Origin of the sequence: Micromonospora sp. WMMD1102, from assembly GCF_029626265.1 — a bacterium.
Classification (GTDB): Bacteria; Actinomycetota; Actinomycetes; order Mycobacteriales; family Micromonosporaceae; genus Plantactinospora.
In genome coordinates this window covers 1,639,864-1,658,663 of record NZ_JARUBN010000001.1, presented here as the reverse complement: position 1 = coordinate 1,658,663, position 18,800 = coordinate 1,639,864, and the positions used below count along the sequence as shown (strand labels likewise).

15 protein-coding genes, 1 tRNA gene and 1 riboswitch are annotated in these 18,800 nt (G+C 69.9%); of the genes, 10 read left to right on the top strand and 6 right to left on the bottom strand.

All coding sequences use genetic code 11. The annotated features are described in order from the left end of the window. Positions 1–207 precede the first annotated feature (207 nt). Both O7626_RS07560 and O7626_RS07555 read left to right on the top strand, forming a co-directional pair. A complete protein-coding gene (locus O7626_RS07560; RefSeq protein ID WP_278060436.1) occupies positions 208–1,416 on the top strand; it encodes a DUF349 domain-containing protein in 1,209 nt (402 codons plus the stop codon). A 332-nt stretch (positions 1,417–1,748) separates the two neighbouring features. Next, positions 1,749–3,122, top strand: coding sequence for a cellulose binding domain-containing protein (locus tag O7626_RS07555; RefSeq protein WP_278060435.1), 1,374 nt, complete (start codon positions 1,749–1,751; stop codon positions 3,120–3,122). A gap of 83 nt (positions 3,123–3,205) precedes the next feature. Here O7626_RS07555 and miaB read toward each other — a convergent pair whose 3' ends face one another. Next, positions 3,206–4,696 carry a tRNA (N6-isopentenyl adenosine(37)-C2)-methylthiotransferase MiaB gene (miaB, locus tag O7626_RS07550; protein WP_278060434.1) on the bottom strand — a complete coding sequence of 497 codons (1,491 nt, stop codon included), beginning with the start codon at positions 4,694–4,696 and terminating at the stop codon, positions 3,206–3,208. 82 nt (positions 4,697–4,778) lie between these two features. Between miaB and O7626_RS07545 the strand changes: the two genes are divergently transcribed. Beyond that, complete coding sequence (locus tag O7626_RS07545; protein WP_278060433.1) at positions 4,779–5,024, top strand: DUF2277 family protein; 246 nt, start codon at positions 4,779–4,781, stop codon at positions 5,022–5,024. 23 nt (positions 5,025–5,047) lie between these two features. Here the strand turns inward: O7626_RS07545 and O7626_RS07540 are convergent, their stop codons facing one another. After that, positions 5,048–5,530, bottom strand: a complete 483-nt coding sequence (locus O7626_RS07540; protein ID WP_278060432.1) for a hypothetical protein — start codon at positions 5,528–5,530, stop codon at positions 5,048–5,050. A gap of 452 nt (positions 5,531–5,982) precedes the next feature. Then, positions 5,983–6,196, top strand: a riboswitch (cobalamin riboswitch). Positions 6,197–6,468: 272 nt separating this feature from the next. Between O7626_RS07540 and O7626_RS07535 the strand changes: the two genes are divergently transcribed. Beyond that, a complete protein-coding gene (locus tag O7626_RS07535) occupies positions 6,469–8,796 on the top strand; it encodes a ribonucleoside-diphosphate reductase subunit alpha (RefSeq protein WP_278066090.1) in 2,328 nt (775 codons plus the stop codon). Next, positions 8,793–9,851 (top strand): ribonucleotide-diphosphate reductase subunit beta, encoded by a 1,059-nt coding sequence (locus O7626_RS07530; RefSeq protein WP_278060431.1) that lies wholly within the window; start codon positions 8,793–8,795, stop codon positions 9,849–9,851. Before O7626_RS07535 ends, O7626_RS07530 begins: the two co-directional genes overlap by 4 nt. Before the next feature lie 120 nt (positions 9,852–9,971). Here O7626_RS07530 and O7626_RS07525 read toward each other — a convergent pair whose 3' ends face one another. Then, positions 9,972–10,472 (bottom strand): hypothetical protein, encoded by a 501-nt coding sequence (locus O7626_RS07525; protein WP_278060430.1) that lies wholly within the window; start codon positions 10,470–10,472, stop codon positions 9,972–9,974. Then, a complete protein-coding gene (locus O7626_RS07520) occupies positions 10,469–11,497 on the bottom strand; it encodes a LuxR C-terminal-related transcriptional regulator (protein WP_278060429.1) in 1,029 nt (342 codons plus the stop codon). The genes O7626_RS07525 and O7626_RS07520 overlap by 4 nt, the downstream gene beginning before the upstream one ends. Before the next feature lie 299 nt (positions 11,498–11,796). On the opposite strand from O7626_RS07520, the gene O7626_RS07515 reads away from it, so the two are divergent. The 5 genes from O7626_RS07515 (at position 11,797) to O7626_RS07495 (ending at position 15,553) form a co-directional block, all read left to right on the top strand. Further along, positions 11,797–11,892: transfer RNA gene (locus tag O7626_RS07515), tRNA-Sec, on the top strand. 261 nt (positions 11,893–12,153) lie between these two features. Next, a complete protein-coding gene (locus O7626_RS07510; RefSeq protein WP_347404851.1) occupies positions 12,154–12,909 on the top strand; it encodes an amino acid ABC transporter ATP-binding protein in 756 nt (251 codons plus the stop codon). Positions 12,910–12,990: 81 nt separating this feature from the next. Beyond that, a complete protein-coding gene (locus O7626_RS07505) occupies positions 12,991–13,926 on the top strand; it encodes a glutamate ABC transporter substrate-binding protein (RefSeq protein ID WP_278060427.1) in 936 nt (311 codons plus the stop codon). 86 nt (positions 13,927–14,012) lie between these two features. Next, positions 14,013–14,669, top strand: coding sequence for an amino acid ABC transporter permease (locus O7626_RS07500; protein ID WP_278060426.1), 657 nt, complete (start codon positions 14,013–14,015; stop codon positions 14,667–14,669). Next, the gene (locus O7626_RS07495; RefSeq protein WP_278060425.1) at positions 14,666–15,553 is read left to right on the top strand and encodes an amino acid ABC transporter permease; all 888 of its coding nucleotides are present in this window, start codon (positions 14,666–14,668) and stop codon (positions 15,551–15,553) included. The genes O7626_RS07500 and O7626_RS07495 overlap by 4 nt, the downstream gene beginning before the upstream one ends. Before the next feature lie 58 nt (positions 15,554–15,611). Here O7626_RS07495 and rny read toward each other — a convergent pair whose 3' ends face one another. Next, entirely contained in the window at positions 15,612–17,387 is a 1,776-nt protein-coding gene (gene rny, locus O7626_RS07490) for a ribonuclease Y (protein ID WP_278060424.1), read from the bottom strand. A gap of 703 nt (positions 17,388–18,090) precedes the next feature. After that, positions 18,091–18,798: a 3-keto-5-aminohexanoate cleavage protein gene (locus tag O7626_RS07485; protein WP_278060423.1), complete on the bottom strand. Its 708-nt coding sequence runs from the start codon at positions 18,796–18,798 to the stop codon at positions 18,091–18,093. Positions 18,799–18,800 lie beyond the last annotated feature (2 nt).

Below are 18,800 nucleotides of genomic sequence, written 5' to 3'. Positions count from 1 at the left end.
CCCCACCGTAGCGGGGAGCGAACCTTACACCCGCGGGGTGGACGATCCGGGTGCGCTCTAGGACACCGTATGGTCACGGTCGACGATAGGCGCTCGACGCGGACGGGGTTGGACCTGTGACAATGCCGGGAGGAACTTCGCTGCGCCGTGGCGGCGACCGCCGGGGACCCCCATCCCCGGCAGCGCCGGGAGAACGAGGATGGGCTCATGAGTGACTGGACTGCCTTTGGACGGGTGGATGCGGACGGGAACGTCTACGTCAAGACGGCCGAGGGTGAGCGGATGGTCGGTTCCTGGCAGGCCGGTGCGCCGGAGGAGGGTCTGGCCCACTTCGCCCGCCGCTTCGCCGACCTGGTCACCGAGGTCGACCTGACCGAGGCCCGACTCAACTCGGGAGCGGCGGACCCGTCCGGATCGCTCGCCACCATCCGGCGGCTGCGGGCCTCCCTCGCCGACGCGCACGTGGTCGGTGACATCGACGCGCTCGCCACCCGGCTGGACCGGCTGGCCACCCTCGCCGAGGGAAAGGCCGGCGAGGCGCGGGCGGCCCGGGAGACCGCCCGGGCCGAGGCGGTGGCCAGGAAGACCGGTCTGGTCGAGGAGGCCGAGAAGCTGGCCGCGGAGTCCACCGGGTGGAAGACCGCGGGCGACCGGCTCAAGGAGATCCTGGAGGAGTGGAAGACCATCCGGGGGGTCGACAAGAAGACCGACGGCGAGCTGTGGAAGCGGTTCGCGGCCGCCCGGGACGGCTTCACCCGGCGCCGTGGGGCGCACTTCGCCACCCTGGACGCCCAGCGCAAGCAGGCTCAGGCGGCAAAGGAGGAGCTGGTGGTCGAGGCCGAGTCGCTGGCCGACTCGACGGACTGGGCCGCCACCGCCAACCGGCTGCGGGAGCTGATGGCCGAGTGGAAGGCCGCGCCGCGTGCCTCGAAGGAGGCCGAGGAGCGGCTCTGGGAACGGTTCCGAGGCGCTCAGGACAGCTTCTTCTCCAGGCGTAGCGAGGTCTTCTCGGCCCGGGACGCGGAGCAGCGCGGCAACCTCGATCGCAAGCAGGCTCTGCTCGCCGAGGCCGAGGCACTCGACGTCGACGGCGATCCGCGTGGTGCCCAGGCGAAGCTGCGGGAGATCCAGGGGCAGTGGCACGAGGCGGGTCGGGTGCCCCGGGACGCGGCGGCCAACCTGGACCGCCGGCTGCGCGCGGTGGACGAGAAGGTCCGCCAGGCGATGGACTCGGCGTGGCGGCGTACCGAGCCGTCGGCCAACCCGCTGCTCGCGCAGATGCGCGACCAGGTCGCCGAGGCCGAGCAGCGGCTGGCCCGGGCCCAGGCAGCCGGTGACGCGAAGCGGATCCGGGAGGCCGAGCAGGCCCTCGTCGCCAAGCGCCGGTTCCTGGAACTGGCCGAACAGGCCAGCTGACCCTCCTCGCGGGACCAGACCGCTGACGGTCCTCTCAGGACAGCACAGCTGACCGCCGCGCTCCGGCCACCCGGTACGTACCGGGTGGCCGGTCCGTTCCGGCCGTCCGGCCATTTACAACCATCGAAGACCGTGATTCCATCTTGAGGAAAGCGCTTGCCTCCGGACGCGACCAGAACCAGGCCGTACGGGGGCAGCGTAGGCGTGGGAGCCATCGTCTCGAACACGGCTTGGAACCGCGGCGCGGGTCGGCCGGCCACCGGGCGCCGCAGGGCACGGCACCCGAGGTGACCGGTCCAACGCGCGTGCGTCCGAACGAGAAGGAGAGCACGATGCTCGTACGACGGCGCCGGACGGCGCTGATCCTCAGCACTGCCGCCACCACTGCCGCGCTCGCCGGAGCAGGCGTCATAACCGCCGTATCCGCCTACGCCGCGGTCGGTTGTTCGGTCAGCTACTCGGTCGGCTCACAGTGGCCGGGTGGCTTCAACGGCAACGTCACGATCACCAACCTCGGCGACCCGCTCAACGGCTGGACCCTGCGCTGGTCGTATTCGGCCGGGCAGGCGGTGACCCAGGCGTGGAGCGCGAACGTGACGCAGAGCGGGAGCCAGGTCACCGCGACGAACGTCGACTACAACGGCAGTGTCGCCACCAACGCCAGCGTGTCGTTCGGGTTCAACGGCAGCTACTCGGGCTCCAGCAACCCGGCGCCGACCAGCTTCACCGTCAACGGCGTGGCCTGCACCGGCGGCACCAACCCGGGGACCCCCGGGCCGACCGCGACCACCCGGCCGCCGACCGACCCGACCACCCCGCCGACCACCGGCCCGACGCTGCCGCCGCAGACCGGGCTGGTCGGCTGGGCCACCCAGAACGGCGGCACCTCCGGCGGCGGCAACGCCGCGGCCACGACGGTGACCAGCGCGTCGGCGCTGACCAGCGCGGTCGGCTCCAGCAGCGCGGCGGTGATCCGGGTCTCCGGCACCATCTCCTGCTCCGGAATGCTCCGGGTCCGCTCCAACAAGACGATCGTCGGGGTCGGCTCCGGCGCCACCATCTCCGGCTGCGGGCTCAACATCAACGGCGACCGCAACGTCATCATCCGCAACCTCAACTTCCGGGGCTGGGACGACGACGCGATAAACGTCCAGGAGTCGGCGACGAACATCTGGATCGACCACAACAGCTTCACCAGCGGGTACGACGGTGCCGTGGACATCAAGCGCGGCTCCGACTTCGTCACCGTCTCCTGGAACCGGGTCTACGGCCACGACAAGTCGATGCTGCTCGGACACAGCGACGACAACGCCAGCCAGGACCGCGGCCACCTGCGGGTCAGCTACCACCACAACTGGTTCGACGGGTCCAACCAGCGGCACCCCCGGGTCCGGTTCGGCAACCCGGTGCACGTCTACAACAACTACTACAACAACATCGGCGGCTACGGTGTCGCCTCCACCGAAGGAGCCGGGGTACTCGTCGAGGGCAACTACTTCGAGAACACCGACGACCCGTACCACCTCGGTGAGGGCGACTCGGGGCCGGGCAGCCTGGTCGCCCGGAACAACCACTTCGTCAACTCCGGCGGCGGGCAGACCGGCGGCAGCGTGGCCGGCATCCCGTACTCGTACCAGCTCGACAGCGCCAGCAGCGTGAAGTCGATCGTCACCAGCGGTGCCGGCACCGGTCGCATCGGCCTCTGACACCCGGACCGGCCTCTGACACCCGGACCGGAAGGGCCGCCGTCGCCCGTCAGCGGGCGGCGGTGGCCCTGCCCCGGCAGCACTCAGCCGTTGCAGGCGGCGGCGGTGGGCAGCGGCGGCGGCACGCCGATGGCGGGCAGGCCGAGCGAGACCCCACCGGTACGTGTTGCCCGGCCCGCCTCGGCCGCGTCCCCGGCCCGGGTACGCCGGTGGGCCAGCGGCTCCCCGTCGGCGTTCAGGTGGTGCGGGGCCGCGTAGCTGACCGTGGTGTGCACGATGTCGCCGGGCCGGATCTTCCCCTCGTACGAGCCGGCGGCGAAGTGCACCAGCCGGCCGTCCCGGGCCCGCCCGGAGAGCCGTCCGGTGCGCTCGTCCTTGCGGCCCTCGCCGACCGCGACCAGCACCTCGACCGGGCTGCCGACGAGCTTCCCGTTCTCCGCCCAGGTGATCTCCTCGACGCAGCTGACCAGCCGCTCGTAGCGCTCCTGGACGACCTGCTTGGGCAACTGGTCCGGCATGGTCGCGGCCGGGGTGCCGGGACGCTTGGAGTACTGGAAGGTGAACGCCGAGGCGAACCGCGCCGCCCGGACCACGTCCAGGGTGCGTTCGAAGTCGGCCTCGGTCTCGCCGGGGAAACCGACGATGATGTCCGTGGTGATCGCCGCGTCCGGCATCGCCGCCCGGACCTTTTCGATGATCCCGAGATAGCGGTCCGCCCGGTACGACCGACGCATCGCCCGGAGCACGTCGTCCGAGCCGGACTGCAACGGCATGTGCAGCGAGTGGCAGACGTTCGGCGTCTCGGCCATCGCCGCGATCACGTCGTCGGTGAAGTCCTTCGGGTGCGGGCTGGTGAACCGGACCCGCTCCAGCCCGTCGATCTCGCCGGTGGCCCGGAGCAGCTTGCCGAACGCGAGCCGGTCGCCGAACTCCACGCCGTACGAGTTCACGTTCTGGCCGAGCAGGGTGACCTCCAGCACACCCTCGGCGACCAGGGCGCCTACCTCGGCCAGGATGTCGCCGGGGCGGCGGTCCTTCTCCCGGCCACGCAGGGCCGGCACGATGCAGAAGGTGCAGGTGTTGTTGCAGCCCACCGAGATCGACACCCAGCCGGCGTACGTCGACTCGCGCCGGGTCGGCAACGTGGAGGGGAAGACCTCCAGCGACTCCAGGATCTCCACCTCGGCGGCGGTGTTGTGCCGGGCCCGCTCCAGCAGCACCGGCAGCGAGCCGATGTTGTGGGTGCCGAAGACCACATCCACCCAGGGCGCCCGGCGGACGATCTCGCCCCGGTCCTTCTGCGCCAGACAGCCGCCGACCGCGATCTGCATGCCGGGGTGCTTGTCCTTGACCGGACGCAGGTGCCCGAGATTGCCGTAGAGCCGGTTGTCGGCGTTCTCACGTACCGCACAGGTGTTGAAGACCACGACGTCCGGATCGTCGGAGTCGGCGGCACGCACGTAGCCGGCCTGCTCCAGCAGTCCGGAGATCCGCTCGGAGTCGTGCACGTTCATCTGGCAGCCGTAGGTGCGCACCTGATAGGTGCGCGGGCTGCCGAGGGTTGCGGTAGTCATGACAGTGACAGAGTATCCGCAGGACCCGGGAAGCCCGATCCCCCCGGGACGTCCACCCCTGCCCCGACGGGAAGGTAGCGCCATGTGCCGGAGCATCAAGACCCTTCGCCAGCCGTACGCCGAGGTCGTCACCGAGACGGACATCGAGGCGGCGGCGTTGCAGTACGTCCGCAAGATCTCCGGGTTCCGGGCCCCGGCCGCGCACAACGCGGCGGCCTTCGACGCCGCGGTGGCCACGGTGGCCGAGGCGACCCGGACCCTGCTCGACCAGCTCGTGGTGAAGGGCGGCCCCGGCCGACCGACGCCGACCGAGCGGGCCGCAGGCTAACGACCGGGCGACCCGGTCGGCGGTCAGGCGGCGGCGAGGGCCGGGATCACCGAGTCCGGGGTCCAACGCGACCGCTGGCAGGGCGACCAGCCCCGGCAGCGCGGGCTGAGCACGGTGCAGAGCCGCTGCTCGGAGAGGACTTCGCCGTCCTCGTCCTCCCGCACGTCGTGGTGCACCGGTCGTATCGTGCCGTCCGCCGCCACCAGCAGGTGCCGTCCGGCGTCGAGGGTGTCGTCCGGCAGCAGGCAGGCCCGGCCCAGCCGCCGGGCGAACGCCGCGACGGCGCCCACCTCCGGCAGCCCTGCCGGCACCCCGTAGCAGTCGACGGAGGTCGGAAAGTCCCCGCGACGGTGCCAGACGTCGACAAGCAGCGCGCCGGACGGCACCCGAGCCGGGTCGACCCCGCCGAACGGCAGCACCGGTACGTCGAGCGCGTCGGCAAGCGCGCGGCGGATCTCCGAGGCGGCGACGCGCCTCTCCGTCCTCCAGTTCCACAGCTCGATCATTGCCGCCTCCTCGCCGTAATCGTTCGTGGCTGGATGCCGGTCTCACCTCGGGCATCCCCCGTCGGGCCGGATCACCCCTGGTGTCTGGGTGTAACGGCCTCACCCACGATGGTGCCGGGCACACCGGGCCGAGAGCGGCTAAGTTACCGGTCTGTGACCATATCCGCCGAAATAGACGAGCCTTGACTACCTATTGTAGTCGGAGCAGCACCTCGTTCCGGTGCGGCCTCGCCGGTGGCGCTCACCCAGCGTGGCCTGTTCGGCCAGCCCGGTCGGGCACCGGACAGTTCCGGACCGACCATCCTCCGGGCCCGGCTGCTCGCCAACGCTCCGACCTGGATGACGCCGGGGCCGGGTTTCCGGTCCGACTGTCGACCGGGGACACGACTGCTGGGATCCACGACACGCCCGACACACCATCTGGTGTTGCCCATCTCCCATCCCACCCAGATATGGTGTTTCCCGCAGCTGGTTCGGCCGTCCTGACTGGTCGGTCGAGACAACAGGGAACCCGGTGGAAGTCCGGGACTGCCCCGCAGCGGTGAGTGGGAACGACCGCCGTCAACCAAGCACTGGACCAGCCGGTCCGGGAAGCGACGGCCAGTAGGCGACGCCCCGGCGTCCTGCCCACGAGTCCGAAGACCTGCCAGCGCGCCGTACGCCGACCGGTGTGCGGCGGTCGAAGGCCGCGCGGGACGGCCGACGCCGGAGCCGGCCGCGGTTGTTCGCCGCGGGCCGGCGGCGTCCTCCCGCGCGCTCGACGACCTCGGGCGAGGCGTGAGGAGAGGGCCATGACGGTCGCGCACGAGCAGACCGCGGCGCCGGAGCAGGCTGCGGGTGGGCCGGACCAGGATGCAACTGGGCCGGGGCAGGCCGCGGTGCCGGAGCCGGCCGCGGTGCCGGAGCCGGCCGCGGTGCCGGAGCAGCGCCGGCAGGTCATGCGGGTCCGCAAGCGGAACGGCGACCTGGAGTCGGTGGACGTCAACAAGATCGTCCGGGCCGTGGAGCGCTGGGTCGACGACCTGGACGAGGTCGATCCGCTACGGGTGGCGACGAAGACGATAAGCGGGCTGTACGACGGGGCGACCACCGCCGAACTGGACAGGCTCTCGATCCAGACGGCGGCGGAACTCATCGGCACGGAGCCGCAGTACTCGAGACTGGCGGCCCGGTTGCTGGCCGCGTTCGTCGACAAGGAGGTACGCGGTCAGGGGGTGGCCAGCTTCAGCCAGTCCATCCGGTACGCGCACGGTCTGGGCCTGATCGGCGACGACACGGCCGCGTTCGTGGCCCGAAACGCCCGCAAGCTCGACGACGCCGTCGACCCGGACGGTGACCGGCGGTTCGAGTACTTCGGGCTGCGTACCGTCGCCGACCGTTACCTGCTGCGGCATCCGGAGACCCGACTGGTGGTGGAGACGCCGCAGCACTGGCTGTTGCGGGTCGCCTGCGGACTGTCCCGGACGCCGGGCGAGGCGATCGGGTTCTACCGGCTGATGTCGTCGCTGGCCTACCTGCCGAGTTCGCCGACGCTGTTCAACTCCGGCACCCGGCACACCCAGATGTCGTCCTGTTTCCTGGTCGACTCGCCGAGGGACGAGCTGGACTCGATCTACGAGCGTTACCACCAGGTGGCGAAGCTGTCCAAGTTCTCCGGTGGCATCGGCATCTCCTGGTCCCGGGTACGGGGCCGGGGCGCGCTGATCCGGGGCACCAACGGCCGGTCGAACGGGATCGTGCCGTTCCTCAAGACGCTCGACGCGGGTGTGGCGGCGGTGAACCAGGGTGGCCGGCGCAAGGGTGCGGCCTGCGTCTACCTGGAGCCGTGGCATCCGGACGTCGAGGAGTTCCTGGAGCTGCGGGACAACACCGGCGAGGAGGCCCGGCGTACCCACAACCTGAACCTGGCGAACTGGATCCCGGACGAGTTCATGCGTCGGGTCGAGGCCGACGGCGACTGGTCGCTGATCGACCCGTCCGACGCGCCCGAGCTGCCCGACCTGTTCGGGGACACCTTCGACGAGGCGTACCGGGCGGCCGAGAAGAAGGCCGTCCGGACCGTGCGGGCCAGGGAACTGTACGGGCGGATGATGCGCACCCTGGCGCAGACCGGCAACGGGTGGATGACGTTCAAGGACGCCTCGAACCGGCTCTCCAACCAGACCGGCGAGCCGGGCAACACCATCCACCTGTCGAATCTCTGCACCGAGATCCTGGAGGTCAACAGCGACACCGAGACCGCGGTCTGCAACCTCGGCTCGGTCAACCTGGCCGCGCACGTCACCGCCGACGGGGTCGACTGGGCGAAGCTGCGCGACACCGTACGCACGGCGGTGGTGTTCCTGGACCGGGTGATCGACATCAACTACTACCCGGCGGCGCAGGCGGCGGCGTCGAACCCCCGCTGGCGGCCGGTCGGGCTCGGGCTGATGGGCTTGCAGGACGCGTTCTTCACACTTCGGCTGCCGTTCGACTCGGCGCCGGCCCGGGAGCTGTCGACCCGGGTACAGGAGGAGATCTTCCTGACCGCGTTGGAGACCTCGGCCGGGTTGGCCGAGCGGTTCGGTCCGCATCCGGCGTACCCACAGACCCGGGCGGCCCGGGGTGAGCTGCACCCGGACCTGTGCGGCGCGGAGCCGGCCCAGGCGGAGCGGTGGGCCGCGCTGCGGTCGACGATCGCCGCGCACGGCCTGCGCAACTCGCTGCTGGTCGCGATCGCCCCGACGGCGACGATCGCCTCGATCGCCGGCTGCTACGAGTGCATCGAGCCGCAGGTCTCCAACCTGTTCAAGCGCGAGACGATGTCCGGGGAGTTCCTCCAGATCAACACCTATCTGGTACGCGAGCTGAAGGCGCGCGGACTCTGGACGGCGCCGATCCGCGACCAGATCAAGCGGGCCGAGGGCTCGGTGCAGGGCATCTCCGAACTGCCGCCGGAGGTACGGGAGCTGTTCCGCACCGCCTGGGAGCTGCCGCAGCGGGCGCTTGTCGACCTGGCCGCCGCCCGCGCGCCCTACGTCGACCAGTCGCAGTCGCTGAACCTGTTCATGAGCGCGCCGACCATCGGCAAGCTCTCCTCGATGTACCTGCACGCCTGGAAGTCCGGGCTGAAGACCACCTACTACCTGCGTTCCCGACCCGCCACCCGCATCCAGCAGGCCACCGTCGCCGTCACCCCGGTCGTCAAGCCCCTGGTGACCGTGACTGAGGACGAGGCGCTGGCCTGTTCCCTGAAAAACCCCGAGAGCTGCGAGGCCTGCCAGTGACCACCACTCCCGATCTCCGTACCAGTACCAGCAGCAGTACCGGCTCCGCTGAGCGGCGGATGCTGCTCGACCCGGGGATGGACCTGACGCTGCGACCGATGCGCTACCCGCAGTTCTTCGACCGGTTCAAGGACGCGATCAAGAACACCTGGACCGTCGAGGAGGTCGACCTGCACTCCGACCTCGCCGACCTGGCCCGGCTCTCCCCCGCCGAGCAGCACCTGGTCTCCCGGCTTGTCGCGTTCTTCGCCACCGGCGACACCATCGTGGCCAACAACCTGGTGCTGAACCTCTACCAGCACGTCAACTCCCCGGAGGGCCGGCTCTACCTCTCCCGGCAACTCTTCGAGGAGGCGGTGCACGTCCAGTTCTACCTGAACCTGCTCGACACGTACGTCCCGGACGAGCGGGAGCGGTTCGCGGCATTCGCGGCGGTGGAGAACATCCCGTCGATCGCCCGCAAGGCCGAGTTCTGCTTCAGGTGGATCGAGTCCATCTTCGAGCTGCGCGAACTGCGGACCCGGGCGGACCGGCGGGCGTTCCTGCTCAACCTGATCTGCTTCGCCGCCTGCATCGAAGGGCTGTTCTTCTACGGCGCCTTCGCGTACGTCTACTTCCTGCGCTCCCGGGGAGTGCTGCACGGGCTCGCCTCCGGCACCAACTGGGTGTTCCGGGACGAGTCCATGCACATGGCGTTCGCCTTCGACGTGGTGCAGACCGTACGCGCCGAGGAGCCGGAGCTGTTCGACGCCGAGCTGGAACAGCAGGTCCGGCAGATGCTGGCCGAGGCGGTGGAATGCGAGGTCCAGTTCGCCGAGGACCTGCTCGAACAGGGCGTCTCCGGTATGTCGCTTGCCGACATGCGCGAGTACCTCCAGCACGTCGCCGACCGCCGGCTGGCCGTACTCGGCATCGAGCCCAGCTACGGCAGCCGCAATCCGTTCGCGTTCATGGAGTTGCAGGACGTCCAAGAACTGTCGAACTTCTTCGAGCGGCGGGTCTCGGCCTACCAGGTCGGGGTGACCGGCTCGGTCAGCTTCGACGACGACTTCTGATCGAGGACCACGCCATCCGACGAGGGACCGCTGACCGGTCAAGCCGGACCGGTCGGCGGTCCCTCGTCGTGGGATGGCGGCGGTGCTGGTTCGGCACGGTCGTGGCGTCCTGAGAGGGGACTAGCAATGGCCGCAGATCGGGTTGGGAGCGCCGTCCCCCCGCCGTTGGAACGGCCGGTCGACGAGTTCGTCGTCGACGGGCGTGGGCCACACCAGCATCGGTGATGTCGCGCTCTTCCGGGTGACTTCGACACACGCGATACGCACCTCGTAGTCCGTGACGACGCAGATTCCCAGCTCCAGGAGCCTGTCCACGCGCATCCTGTCGGAGAACGCCGTCCTGCCCTCATAGGAGTACGCCCGCAGGTCCGTGTCGTTGAGGGAGCCGTAGGGGAGACTCCCGATGAAGACGGCGTATCCCCACCGCGCTTCGAGGCTGCTGTCCGGCACGTCGCAGTCCAGATATCCGGTCAGGGTGAGATAGTCGCCGTCGGTGACCTGCGTCTGCTCGATGGCCCCGGAGAAGCACGGAACGCGCAGCCATCCGCCGTCCGCCGCAGCGGATGCACCGGCGCCGAAGATCGCGACGAACGCGGCGGTCAGCACAGCCAGGTATTTCATCGGTTCTTCCCATCGATGCTGTCGGTGGGTGCGGACGAAACGGATGGCGTCGCCACGTTCAGTGCGCCGAGCGCGAGGCCCAACTGGAAGCGGTTGTCGACACCGAGGCGGTCCATCAACGCCCTCAGGGTGTAGGTGAGCGAACGGGTGGAGATGCCCATCTCCTGCGCGGAGGCGGCATCGGTGTATCCCTTGGCGAGCAGTGCGACGATCGCGTTCTCGCGTGATGTCAACACGATTGCAGGCACTCCGTTTCGGCTAGGGTCCACCGCGTTGCTCCAGTGCCGGATGAACAGTCTGACAAGCGAATCGACCGCAGCGTGGTCGACGATCTCCCATGTGCCGCGATCCAGGTCAAAAGGATCGACGGCGAGCAGTGCCACGCGTCGGTCGAAGATCATGAGTTTCTGCGGAAGCCGCGCCGCCTCCCGGTACTCGCCGCCGAGCCGGCCGAACTCGACCGCATGCTGCGCCGAGCGGTCCCCGTCCGCGGGCGGGCGGCTCAGCGTGCGCATTCGCACGCCGCGACGCAGGGCCGCGACATCCAGCGGCGCTCCGACCGTCAACTCGTCCGTGCTGAAAACCTGCTCGGGCTGCATCGACAGATGCTCGATCCGCTCCAGGGCGGCCAACTCGGCGATGCGCCGGCGGCGCGACTCGCGGTCCGGCAGGTGCCTCGCCGAGAGCGCGACCCGCTCAGATGGCCCAACAGTGCCGCCGGTAGCCGCAGCGGCACGCCGGAGCGCTTGGCGCCGCAGGGTCGTCACCACCGCAGCTGCGGGCCGTGCCCGCCAGACCGAGGCGTCCGCGCCGTGCCCCGACGGCTCGCGCTCCACCTTGACGATGTCGACGGCCAGCAACTCGTCCAGCGCGGTCCGGATCCTCCGTACCCCCAAACCAAGCTCTACCGCGACTTCACCGGCGGCTTGTGGCCCGAAGGTCAGCAGACATCGGTACACCAGATCGGCGTCCGCCGAGACCCCCCAGCGAACCAGCGCCGGTACGGCCCTTCCGATCGTGAGCACCCCCGCTCTCCTGCCTGTCATCTACGCCCTCCCCCGAACCGACAGACCTGGTACGCAGCGATACAAGCACGTGAGTACGACGATGTCTGCATTCCGCAAGATCATCAAAGAATTCGTTGCGTGATTCCGCAATCCAGCACGGTCCGCGCCCCCGCGGAACAGTCGCAGGCTCCAGGTGGACCGGGCGCCCGTGCGGGCAGACGATCTGACCGCCAAGCGGGGGAGTTATGGCAGACCCGGCGGAACACCGGAAACGGCGCACCGCCTACGATCAGGGGCGAAACAACGCCGCTGGCCTCGGAGGCGGGCAGGCGCCTGGTGGTCCTCACGGTCTTCAACACCGATGCGGCCGAGCAGCTCGGTCGGGCGGGTTCGATTCCCGTACGCCTCCGCCAGCTTTCCTCCCCGCACGGACCGCTCGCCCGGTTCGGGTCCCGCCCGAGCAGCGGACCGATGAGATGTAACTACTCACAGTCACATCTCGTTGACGGATGGTGAGGATCACCAGCCCTGCTGTTATCGCCCCGTGATGAACTCGATTACATTCCAGCACGTCAGGTCCCCTACAGTTGCGTAACCGATTCGGCCTGAATCCGGTGCGACAGCTCATGGACGAGACAGGTGGGGGCATGACCGAGCGGAGCGAGGCGGGCGAAGTGGCCGGTGCGACGACCGACCAGCCGCTCATCAGGCTTGACGGGGTCAACAAGTGGTTCGGCCCGCTGCACGTGTTGCAGGACGTCGACCTCTCCGTGCACCGGGGCGAGGTCGTCGTGGTCATCGGCCCGTCCGGCTCCGGGAAGTCGACCCTGTGCCGGGCGATCAACCGGCTGGAGCCGATCAACTCCGGGACGATCACGTTCGACGGCCAGCCGCTGCCGGCCGAGGGTCGGGCGCTGGCCCGGCTGCGCAGCGAGGTCGGCATGGTCTTCCAGTCGTTCAACCTCTTCGCCCACAAGAGCATCCTGGACAACGTGACCCTCGGCCCGATCAAGGTCCGCAAGGAGAAGCCGACCGCCGCCCGGGACCGTGCGATGCAGTTGCTGGAGCGGGTCGGCATCGCCAGCCAGGCGGAGAAATATCCCGCCCAGCTCTCCGGCGGGCAGCAGCAACGGGCCGCCATCGCCCGGGCCCTGGCCATGCAGCCGAAGGCGATGCTCTTCGACGAGCCCACCAGCGCGCTGGACCCGGAGATGGTCGGCGAGGTGCTGGAGGTGATGACCTCGCTGGCCAACGACGGCATGACGATGGTCGTGGTCACCCACGAGATGGGCTTCGCCCGGCACGCCGCCAGGCGGGTCATCTTCATGGCCGACGGCCAGCTCGTCGAGGACGCGCCGCCGGACGAGTTCTTCGGCAACCCGCGCAGCGAGCGGGCCAAGGACTTCCTGTCGAAGATCCTGACCCACTAGGTCGAACACCGGCCCCGAGCCTTTAGGTCCAGTGTGGAGCGTCGCTGCGGGCGCCGCTCCGTCAAGAGGAGGAGAAAGATAATGCGTATCGCACGCATGGCGGCGCTGACCGCGATGGCGGCGCTCGCCCTGTCGGCGGCGGCCTGTGGTGAAGAGGGCACACCGACGCCGAGCGGCGCCGGCAACGGTTCCGACGCCCCGAGCAGCGACACCTGCCAGACGTCCGGCACGACCTTCACCCCGGCCTCCAGCGTGACCATCACCGGCAGCCCGACCTACGACAAGATCAAGTCGGCCGGCAAGGTCACCGTCGGCGTCAAGTTCGACCAGCCCTTCCTCGGTTACAAGGACGCCCAGGGCACCCGGTGCGGCTTCGACATCGAGATCGCCCAGTACGTCGCGAGCAAGCTCGGCGTCGACCCGTCGAAGATCGAGTACAAGGAGATCCCGTCGGCCAACCGGGAGACCGCGATCAAGGGTGGCGAGGTCGACTACTACGTCGGCACCTACTCGATCACCGACAAGCGGAAGAACGACATCTCCTTCGCCGGGCCGTACTACGTCGCCGGGCAGGCGCTGCTGGTCCGCAAGGACGAGTCGGCGATCACCGGCAAGGACACCCTCAAGGGCAAGAAGGTCTGCTCCGCGACCGGGTCGACCCCGATCCAGAAGGTCCGGGACGAGGGCCTGACCGAGCCGGAGAACATCGTCGAGTTCAAGACGTACTCCGAGTGCGTGTCGCAGCTGCTCGACAAGAAGGTCGACGCGGTCACCACCGACGACGCCATCCTGAAGGGCTATGCCGCGCAGGCCGGCGACGAGCTGAAGGTCGTCGGCGAGCCGTTCAGCACCGAGAAGTACGGCATCGGCCTGCCCAAGGACGACAAGGCGCTGCGGGACTACGTCAACGACCAGATCGAGGCGGCGTTCACCGACGGCACCTGGCAGAAGGTCTACGACGGCACGCTGGGCAAGTCCGGCTCCGCGGCGACCCCGCCGACCCTGGAGCGGTACTGACAGTCGCGCAACCGCAACTGACCTGCTGACGACGCCGGGCGGGGAGTCCGCTCCCCGCCCGGCCCGGCGAGAACTGAGAGCGAGGCATGGGCGAGTTCTTCCGCGTGCTGACGGACAACCACAAACTGTTCGTCGACGGGTTCACCACCACCGTCCAACTCTTCCTTATCTCCGCCGTCTTCACCCTCGTTCTCGGCACCCTGCTCGGGGCGATGCGGGTCTCCCCGATCCCCGCGCTGCGCGCCTTCGGGGCAACGTACGTCAACGTGCTCCGCAACACCCCGCTGACCCTGGTCTTCGCCTTCCTCGTCTTCGCGGTGCCGAAGCTCGACGTCAACATCGACTACTTCCCGGCCGCCTGCATCGCCCTCACGCTCTACACCTCCGCGTTCGTCTGCGAGGTGGTCCGCTCCGGCGTGAACACCGTGTCGGCCGGGCAGGCCGAGGCGGCCCGGGCCCTGGGCATGACCTTCGACCAGGTACTCGGGCTGATCGTCCTGCCGCAGGCGTTCCGCTCGATGGTCCCGCCGATGATGAGCGTGCTGATCGCGATGCTCAAGAACACCACGATCGCCGCCGGCTTCTCCGTGCTGGAGGCCGGCGCCATCCCGGCGTACATGGCCGAGCGGGGTGAACCGCAGTTCGCCGTGCTGCTCTGGATCACGATCGGCTTCCTCATCCTCATCCTCCCGCTGGTCTTCCTACAGCGGTTCCTCGAGCGCAAGTGGACGGTGGCACGGTGAGCCAGGCGACGGTTCTCTATGACCTGCCCGGGCCGAAGGCACGCCGCCGCAACGGCCTGATCGGGATCCTCACGATCGTCGGCATCGCCGGCCTGATCGCCTTCGTCGGTTACCGGCTCTGGGAGACCGGCCAGTTCGAGGCGCGCAAGTGGGAGCAGTTCAGGTTCGAGGCCGTCCAGATCGAGCTGCTCAACGGGCTCTGGGCCACCCTCAAGGCGGCCGGCATCGCCGCCGTGCTCGCCCTGCTCTTCGGCGCCGTGTTCGCCAGCGCCCGGCTCAGCGACAAGTGGATCCTGCGTGCCCCGGCCAGCTTCGTCGTCGAACTCTTCCGGGCCATCCCGCTGCTGATCCTGATCTTCTTCGGCTACTACGTGCCGTTGCAGTACGGCTGGCCGATCGACAAGATCTGGGCCCTGGTCATCGGGCTGACGCTGTACAACGGCTCGGTGCTGGCCGAGATCTTCCGGGCCGGCCTCAACGCCGTGCCGCGGGGCCAGTCCGAGGGCGCGTACGCGATCGGCCTGCGGAAGAACCAGGTGCTGCGGCTGATCCTGCTGCCCCAGGCGGTCCGCTCGATGCTGCCGGCGATCGTCAGCCAGCTCGTCGTGCTGCTCAAGGACACCGCACTCGGGTTCATCATCACCTACCCGGAGCTGCTCTACGTCGGCAAGACGATCGGCGGCCGGCTGTCGTTCGGGCTGCCGTACGTGCCGACGTACCTGATCGTCGCCGCCATCTACATCTCCATCTGCGGCCTGCTCTCGCTGCTGGCCTGGTGGCTACAGAAGCGGATGACGCGTACCCCGAAGACGGCCGCCCCGGTGGTGCAGGCCGGGGAGGACCTCGGCAAGCCCACCAGCGGCACCACCACCGGCACCGCCTGAGAAGCAACCGGCGGCCGGCCCTTGAGAGGCGTACGCGCGGTCGTGGTGGTCGGTCCGGTCAGCGGGCGATCTCGGTGACCCGGGACTCGCGTACCACTGTCACCCGGATCTGACCGGGATAGGTCAGCTCCTCCTCGATCTGCTTGGCCACGTCCCGGGCCAGCACCGCGGCGCCGATCTCGTCGACGTCGTCCGGCTTGACCATCACCCGGATCTCCCGTCCGGCCTGCATCGCGAAGACCTTCTCCACCCCGGACTTGCCGGCGGCGATCTCCTCGATCCGCTCCAGCCGCTTGACGTACGCCTCCAGGCTCTCCCGGCGGGCGCCCGGCCGACCGCCGGAGCAGGCGTCGGACGCCTGGGTCAGCACCGCCTCGACGGTCTGCGGCTGCACCTCGTTGTGGTGCGCCTCGATCGCGTGCACCACCTCCTCGGTCTCGCCGTACTTGCGGGCCAGGTCGGCGCCGATCAGCGCGTGGCTCCCCTCGACCTCGTGGGTGAGCGCCTTGCCGATGTCGTGCAGGAAGGCGGACCGCTTGATCAACGGGATGTCCAGGCGCAGCTCGGCAGCCATGATCCCGGCGATGTGCGCGGTCTCGACCAGGTGCTTGAGCACGTTCTGCCCGTACGACGTCCGATAGCGCAACCGGCCGAGCAGACTGACCATTTCCGGGTGGATCTCGGTGATCCCCACCTCGACCAGGGCGTCCTCGGCGGCCCGCTGGCAGAGCCGCTCCACCTCGTGCCGGGCGGTCTCGAAGACCTCCTCGATCCGGTGCGGGTGGATCCGGCCGTCGAGGACCAGCTTCTCCAGGGTCAGCCGGCCGATCTCCCGGCGTACCGGGTCGAAGCAGGAGAGCAGCACCGCCTCGGGGGTGTCGTCGATGATCAGGTTGACCCCGGTGACCGACTCGAAGGCCCGGATGTTGCGCCCCTCGCGGCCGATGATCCGGCCCTTCATCTCGTCGCCGGGCAGGTGCAGCACGCTTACCACGCTCTCGGCAGTCTGCTCGCTGGCCACCCGCTGGATGGCGTCCACCACGATGTGCCGGGCCCGCTGTTCGGCGGTGTTCCGGGCGTCGGACTCGATGTCCCGGACCAGGATCGCCGCCTCCCGCTTCGCCTGGCCCTCGATCGCCTCCACCAGCTCGACCCGGGCGGACTCGGCGGTCAGCCCGGCGATCCGCTCCAGCTCCCGCCTGCGCTGCTCCTCCGCCTCGGCCAGCGCCTTCTCCCGGGCGACCAGTGCCGCCTTGCGGGCGGCCAGTTCGGCGGCCATCGCGGTCAGCCCGCGCTCCCGCTCGGCGAGCCGCTCCACCTCCTCGGTGTGCAGCCGCTCCCGCTCGTCCATCCGCTGTGCCCGCCGCTCCACCTCGGCCGCCTGTTCCCTGGTGGTGGAGGCGAGCAGCGAGATCTCCCGCTCGCCGCTGCGCCGGGCCGCCGCGCGTACCTGCTCGGCATCCGCCTCGGCCTGCCGGTGCGCCCGGTCCAGCACGGTGTCGGCCTCGGCCCGGGCGGCGTCGAGTACCCGCTGTGCCTCGGCCCGGGCGGCGCTCGCCTCGGCCTTCGCCGCGGCGGCGTCGGCTCGGGCGGCAGCCGCGGCGGACTTGGCCGTGTCGACGCTCGACGACGCCTCGTCGGCTGCGGTACGCAGCGCCGCAAGCGACTGCTCCTGCCGGTCCTTCTCGGCGACGAAGGCCGGGTCGTCGGCTGCCGGCGCGGCGGTCACGGTTCCGATCCGGCGCAGCGCACGGGCACCCAGACTGATCGCGACGACCACCAGCGCGGCCAGCCCGACGATGGCGGCCAGCAGCGCCCATTCGAGGGCGCTCATGCCGGCACTCCGCTGCGCTGCGTGCCGCCATGAGGCACATCCGCACTGAACTGGCCGATTCGCTCGCGCTGCTCGCTCATGCCGGCACTCCGCTGCGCTGCGTGCCGCCATGAGGCACATCCGCACTGAACAGGCCGATTCGCTCGCGCTGCTCGCTCATGCCGGCACTCCGGCGTGCCTGCATCCGCTACCGATCTTGGCCCGCTCGGTCATGGCCGCCTCCCCTGTGCCGTCCGCGCCGGAGGTCACGTCCATGGGTGAGACGTGCCCTACGGCTGTCACGACGCCCGACCGAGGCGGCTGGCCGAGGGTACGGCCACCGGGCAGTGCCCCCGGGGACACCGCCGACGACCGGGTGCTGCTGGTGCTGCGGTCACCGGACCGGCCCGTTCGGTGACCGAAATATCTGGCCGGTGAACCCGGCCTGAAGTGATGCCGTACTGTTACGCGATCTATGTTGTGCGCTTAGCCTGCAATGGTCGGGAAAACTCGTCTAAGGCGAGGCTAGGTCGCGATGGGGCATTCGGTCAAGAAACTCATGATCCAGCCCCCTGCCTGACGGAGGGCGACGGCACGCTCACCACTAGCTGTTAGCAGGGCGGGCATAAGGGGGCGAGTCCGAAATCCGACTCCACCGTCGGGGCCGGCGCCGCTCAACTTTCGGTTGTCCCGAGGCCCGACGTTCGGCCGTGCCGCTGCGCGGTCAACCGGCGCCCAGCGCCACCGCCGCCGCGACCAGCTCCGCGTTGCCGGGTGCGGGTGAGCCGTCCGGGAGGGTACGGATGTCCTCCAGTCCGATCCGGGTGGCGAGCCCGCGCCGGACCGCGTCGGCCAGTACCGCCCAGGTCGCCGGGCCCTCGCCGTGCAGCAACACCGGTGGGGCGTCGTCGGGAAGTGTGCCGAGGATCGCGACGGCGTCGGCCAGCGCGTCGGCCGGCTCCGGGCGCATGCACTCGACCAGGACCCGCAGGCAGGGCACCCGCCACCGCCGGTGATTCGCCGCGGCCTCGACCGTCCAGACGCCCGCCTCGACCCCGACGCCCCGCTCGTGCAGGGCGGCGGCCACCAGCTCGGCACCCGGCTCGTGCGCGTTCACCGAGGCGAAGTCCGGCAGCACGGTCCAGCCGCGCACCGCCGCCACCCGGGCCGCCGGATCCGGCTCGATCCAGGCGCCGGTGCTGACCCCGACCGGCAGGCCGGGGCAGGCTCGACGGATCGCGCCGACCGCGGCCGCGACGTCGGCACCGGCCAGCGACTCCCGCCCGTCCCGGTCCCGAGGGTGGACGTGCACCGCGCCGGCACCGACGAGACGGCACCGGGCCGCGTCGGCGGCCAGCTCGGCGGGACTGATCGGCACGGCGGGGTGCTCGGCACGGCGTACCCCGCCGTTGAGGCATGCCTTCAGCAACACGA

Coding starts and splice junctions, on each gene's coding strand:
- O7626_RS07560 (WP_278060436.1), top strand. CDS start 208: ATGAGTGACTGGACTGCCTTTGGACGGGTGGATGCGGACGGGAACGTC.
- O7626_RS07555 (WP_278060435.1), top strand. CDS start 1,749: ATGCTCGTACGACGGCGCCGGACGGCGCTGATCCTCAGCACTGCCGCC.
- miaB (WP_278060434.1), bottom strand. CDS start 4,696: ATGACTACCGCAACCCTCGGCAGCCCGCGCACCTATCAGGTGCGCACC.
- O7626_RS07545 (WP_278060433.1), top strand. CDS start 4,779: ATGTGCCGGAGCATCAAGACCCTTCGCCAGCCGTACGCCGAGGTCGTC.
- O7626_RS07540 (WP_278060432.1), bottom strand. CDS start 5,530: ATGATCGAGCTGTGGAACTGGAGGACGGAGAGGCGCGTCGCCGCCTCG.
- O7626_RS07535 (WP_278066090.1), top strand. CDS start 6,469: ATGCGGGTCCGCAAGCGGAACGGCGACCTGGAGTCGGTGGACGTCAAC.
- O7626_RS07525 (WP_278060430.1), bottom strand. CDS start 10,472: ATGAAATACCTGGCTGTGCTGACCGCCGCGTTCGTCGCGATCTTCGGC.
- O7626_RS07505 (WP_278060427.1), top strand. CDS start 12,991: ATGCGTATCGCACGCATGGCGGCGCTGACCGCGATGGCGGCGCTCGCC.
- O7626_RS07500 (WP_278060426.1), top strand. CDS start 14,013: ATGGGCGAGTTCTTCCGCGTGCTGACGGACAACCACAAACTGTTCGTC.
- rny (WP_278060424.1), bottom strand. CDS start 17,387: ATGAGCGCCCTCGAATGGGCGCTGCTGGCCGCCATCGTCGGGCTGGCC.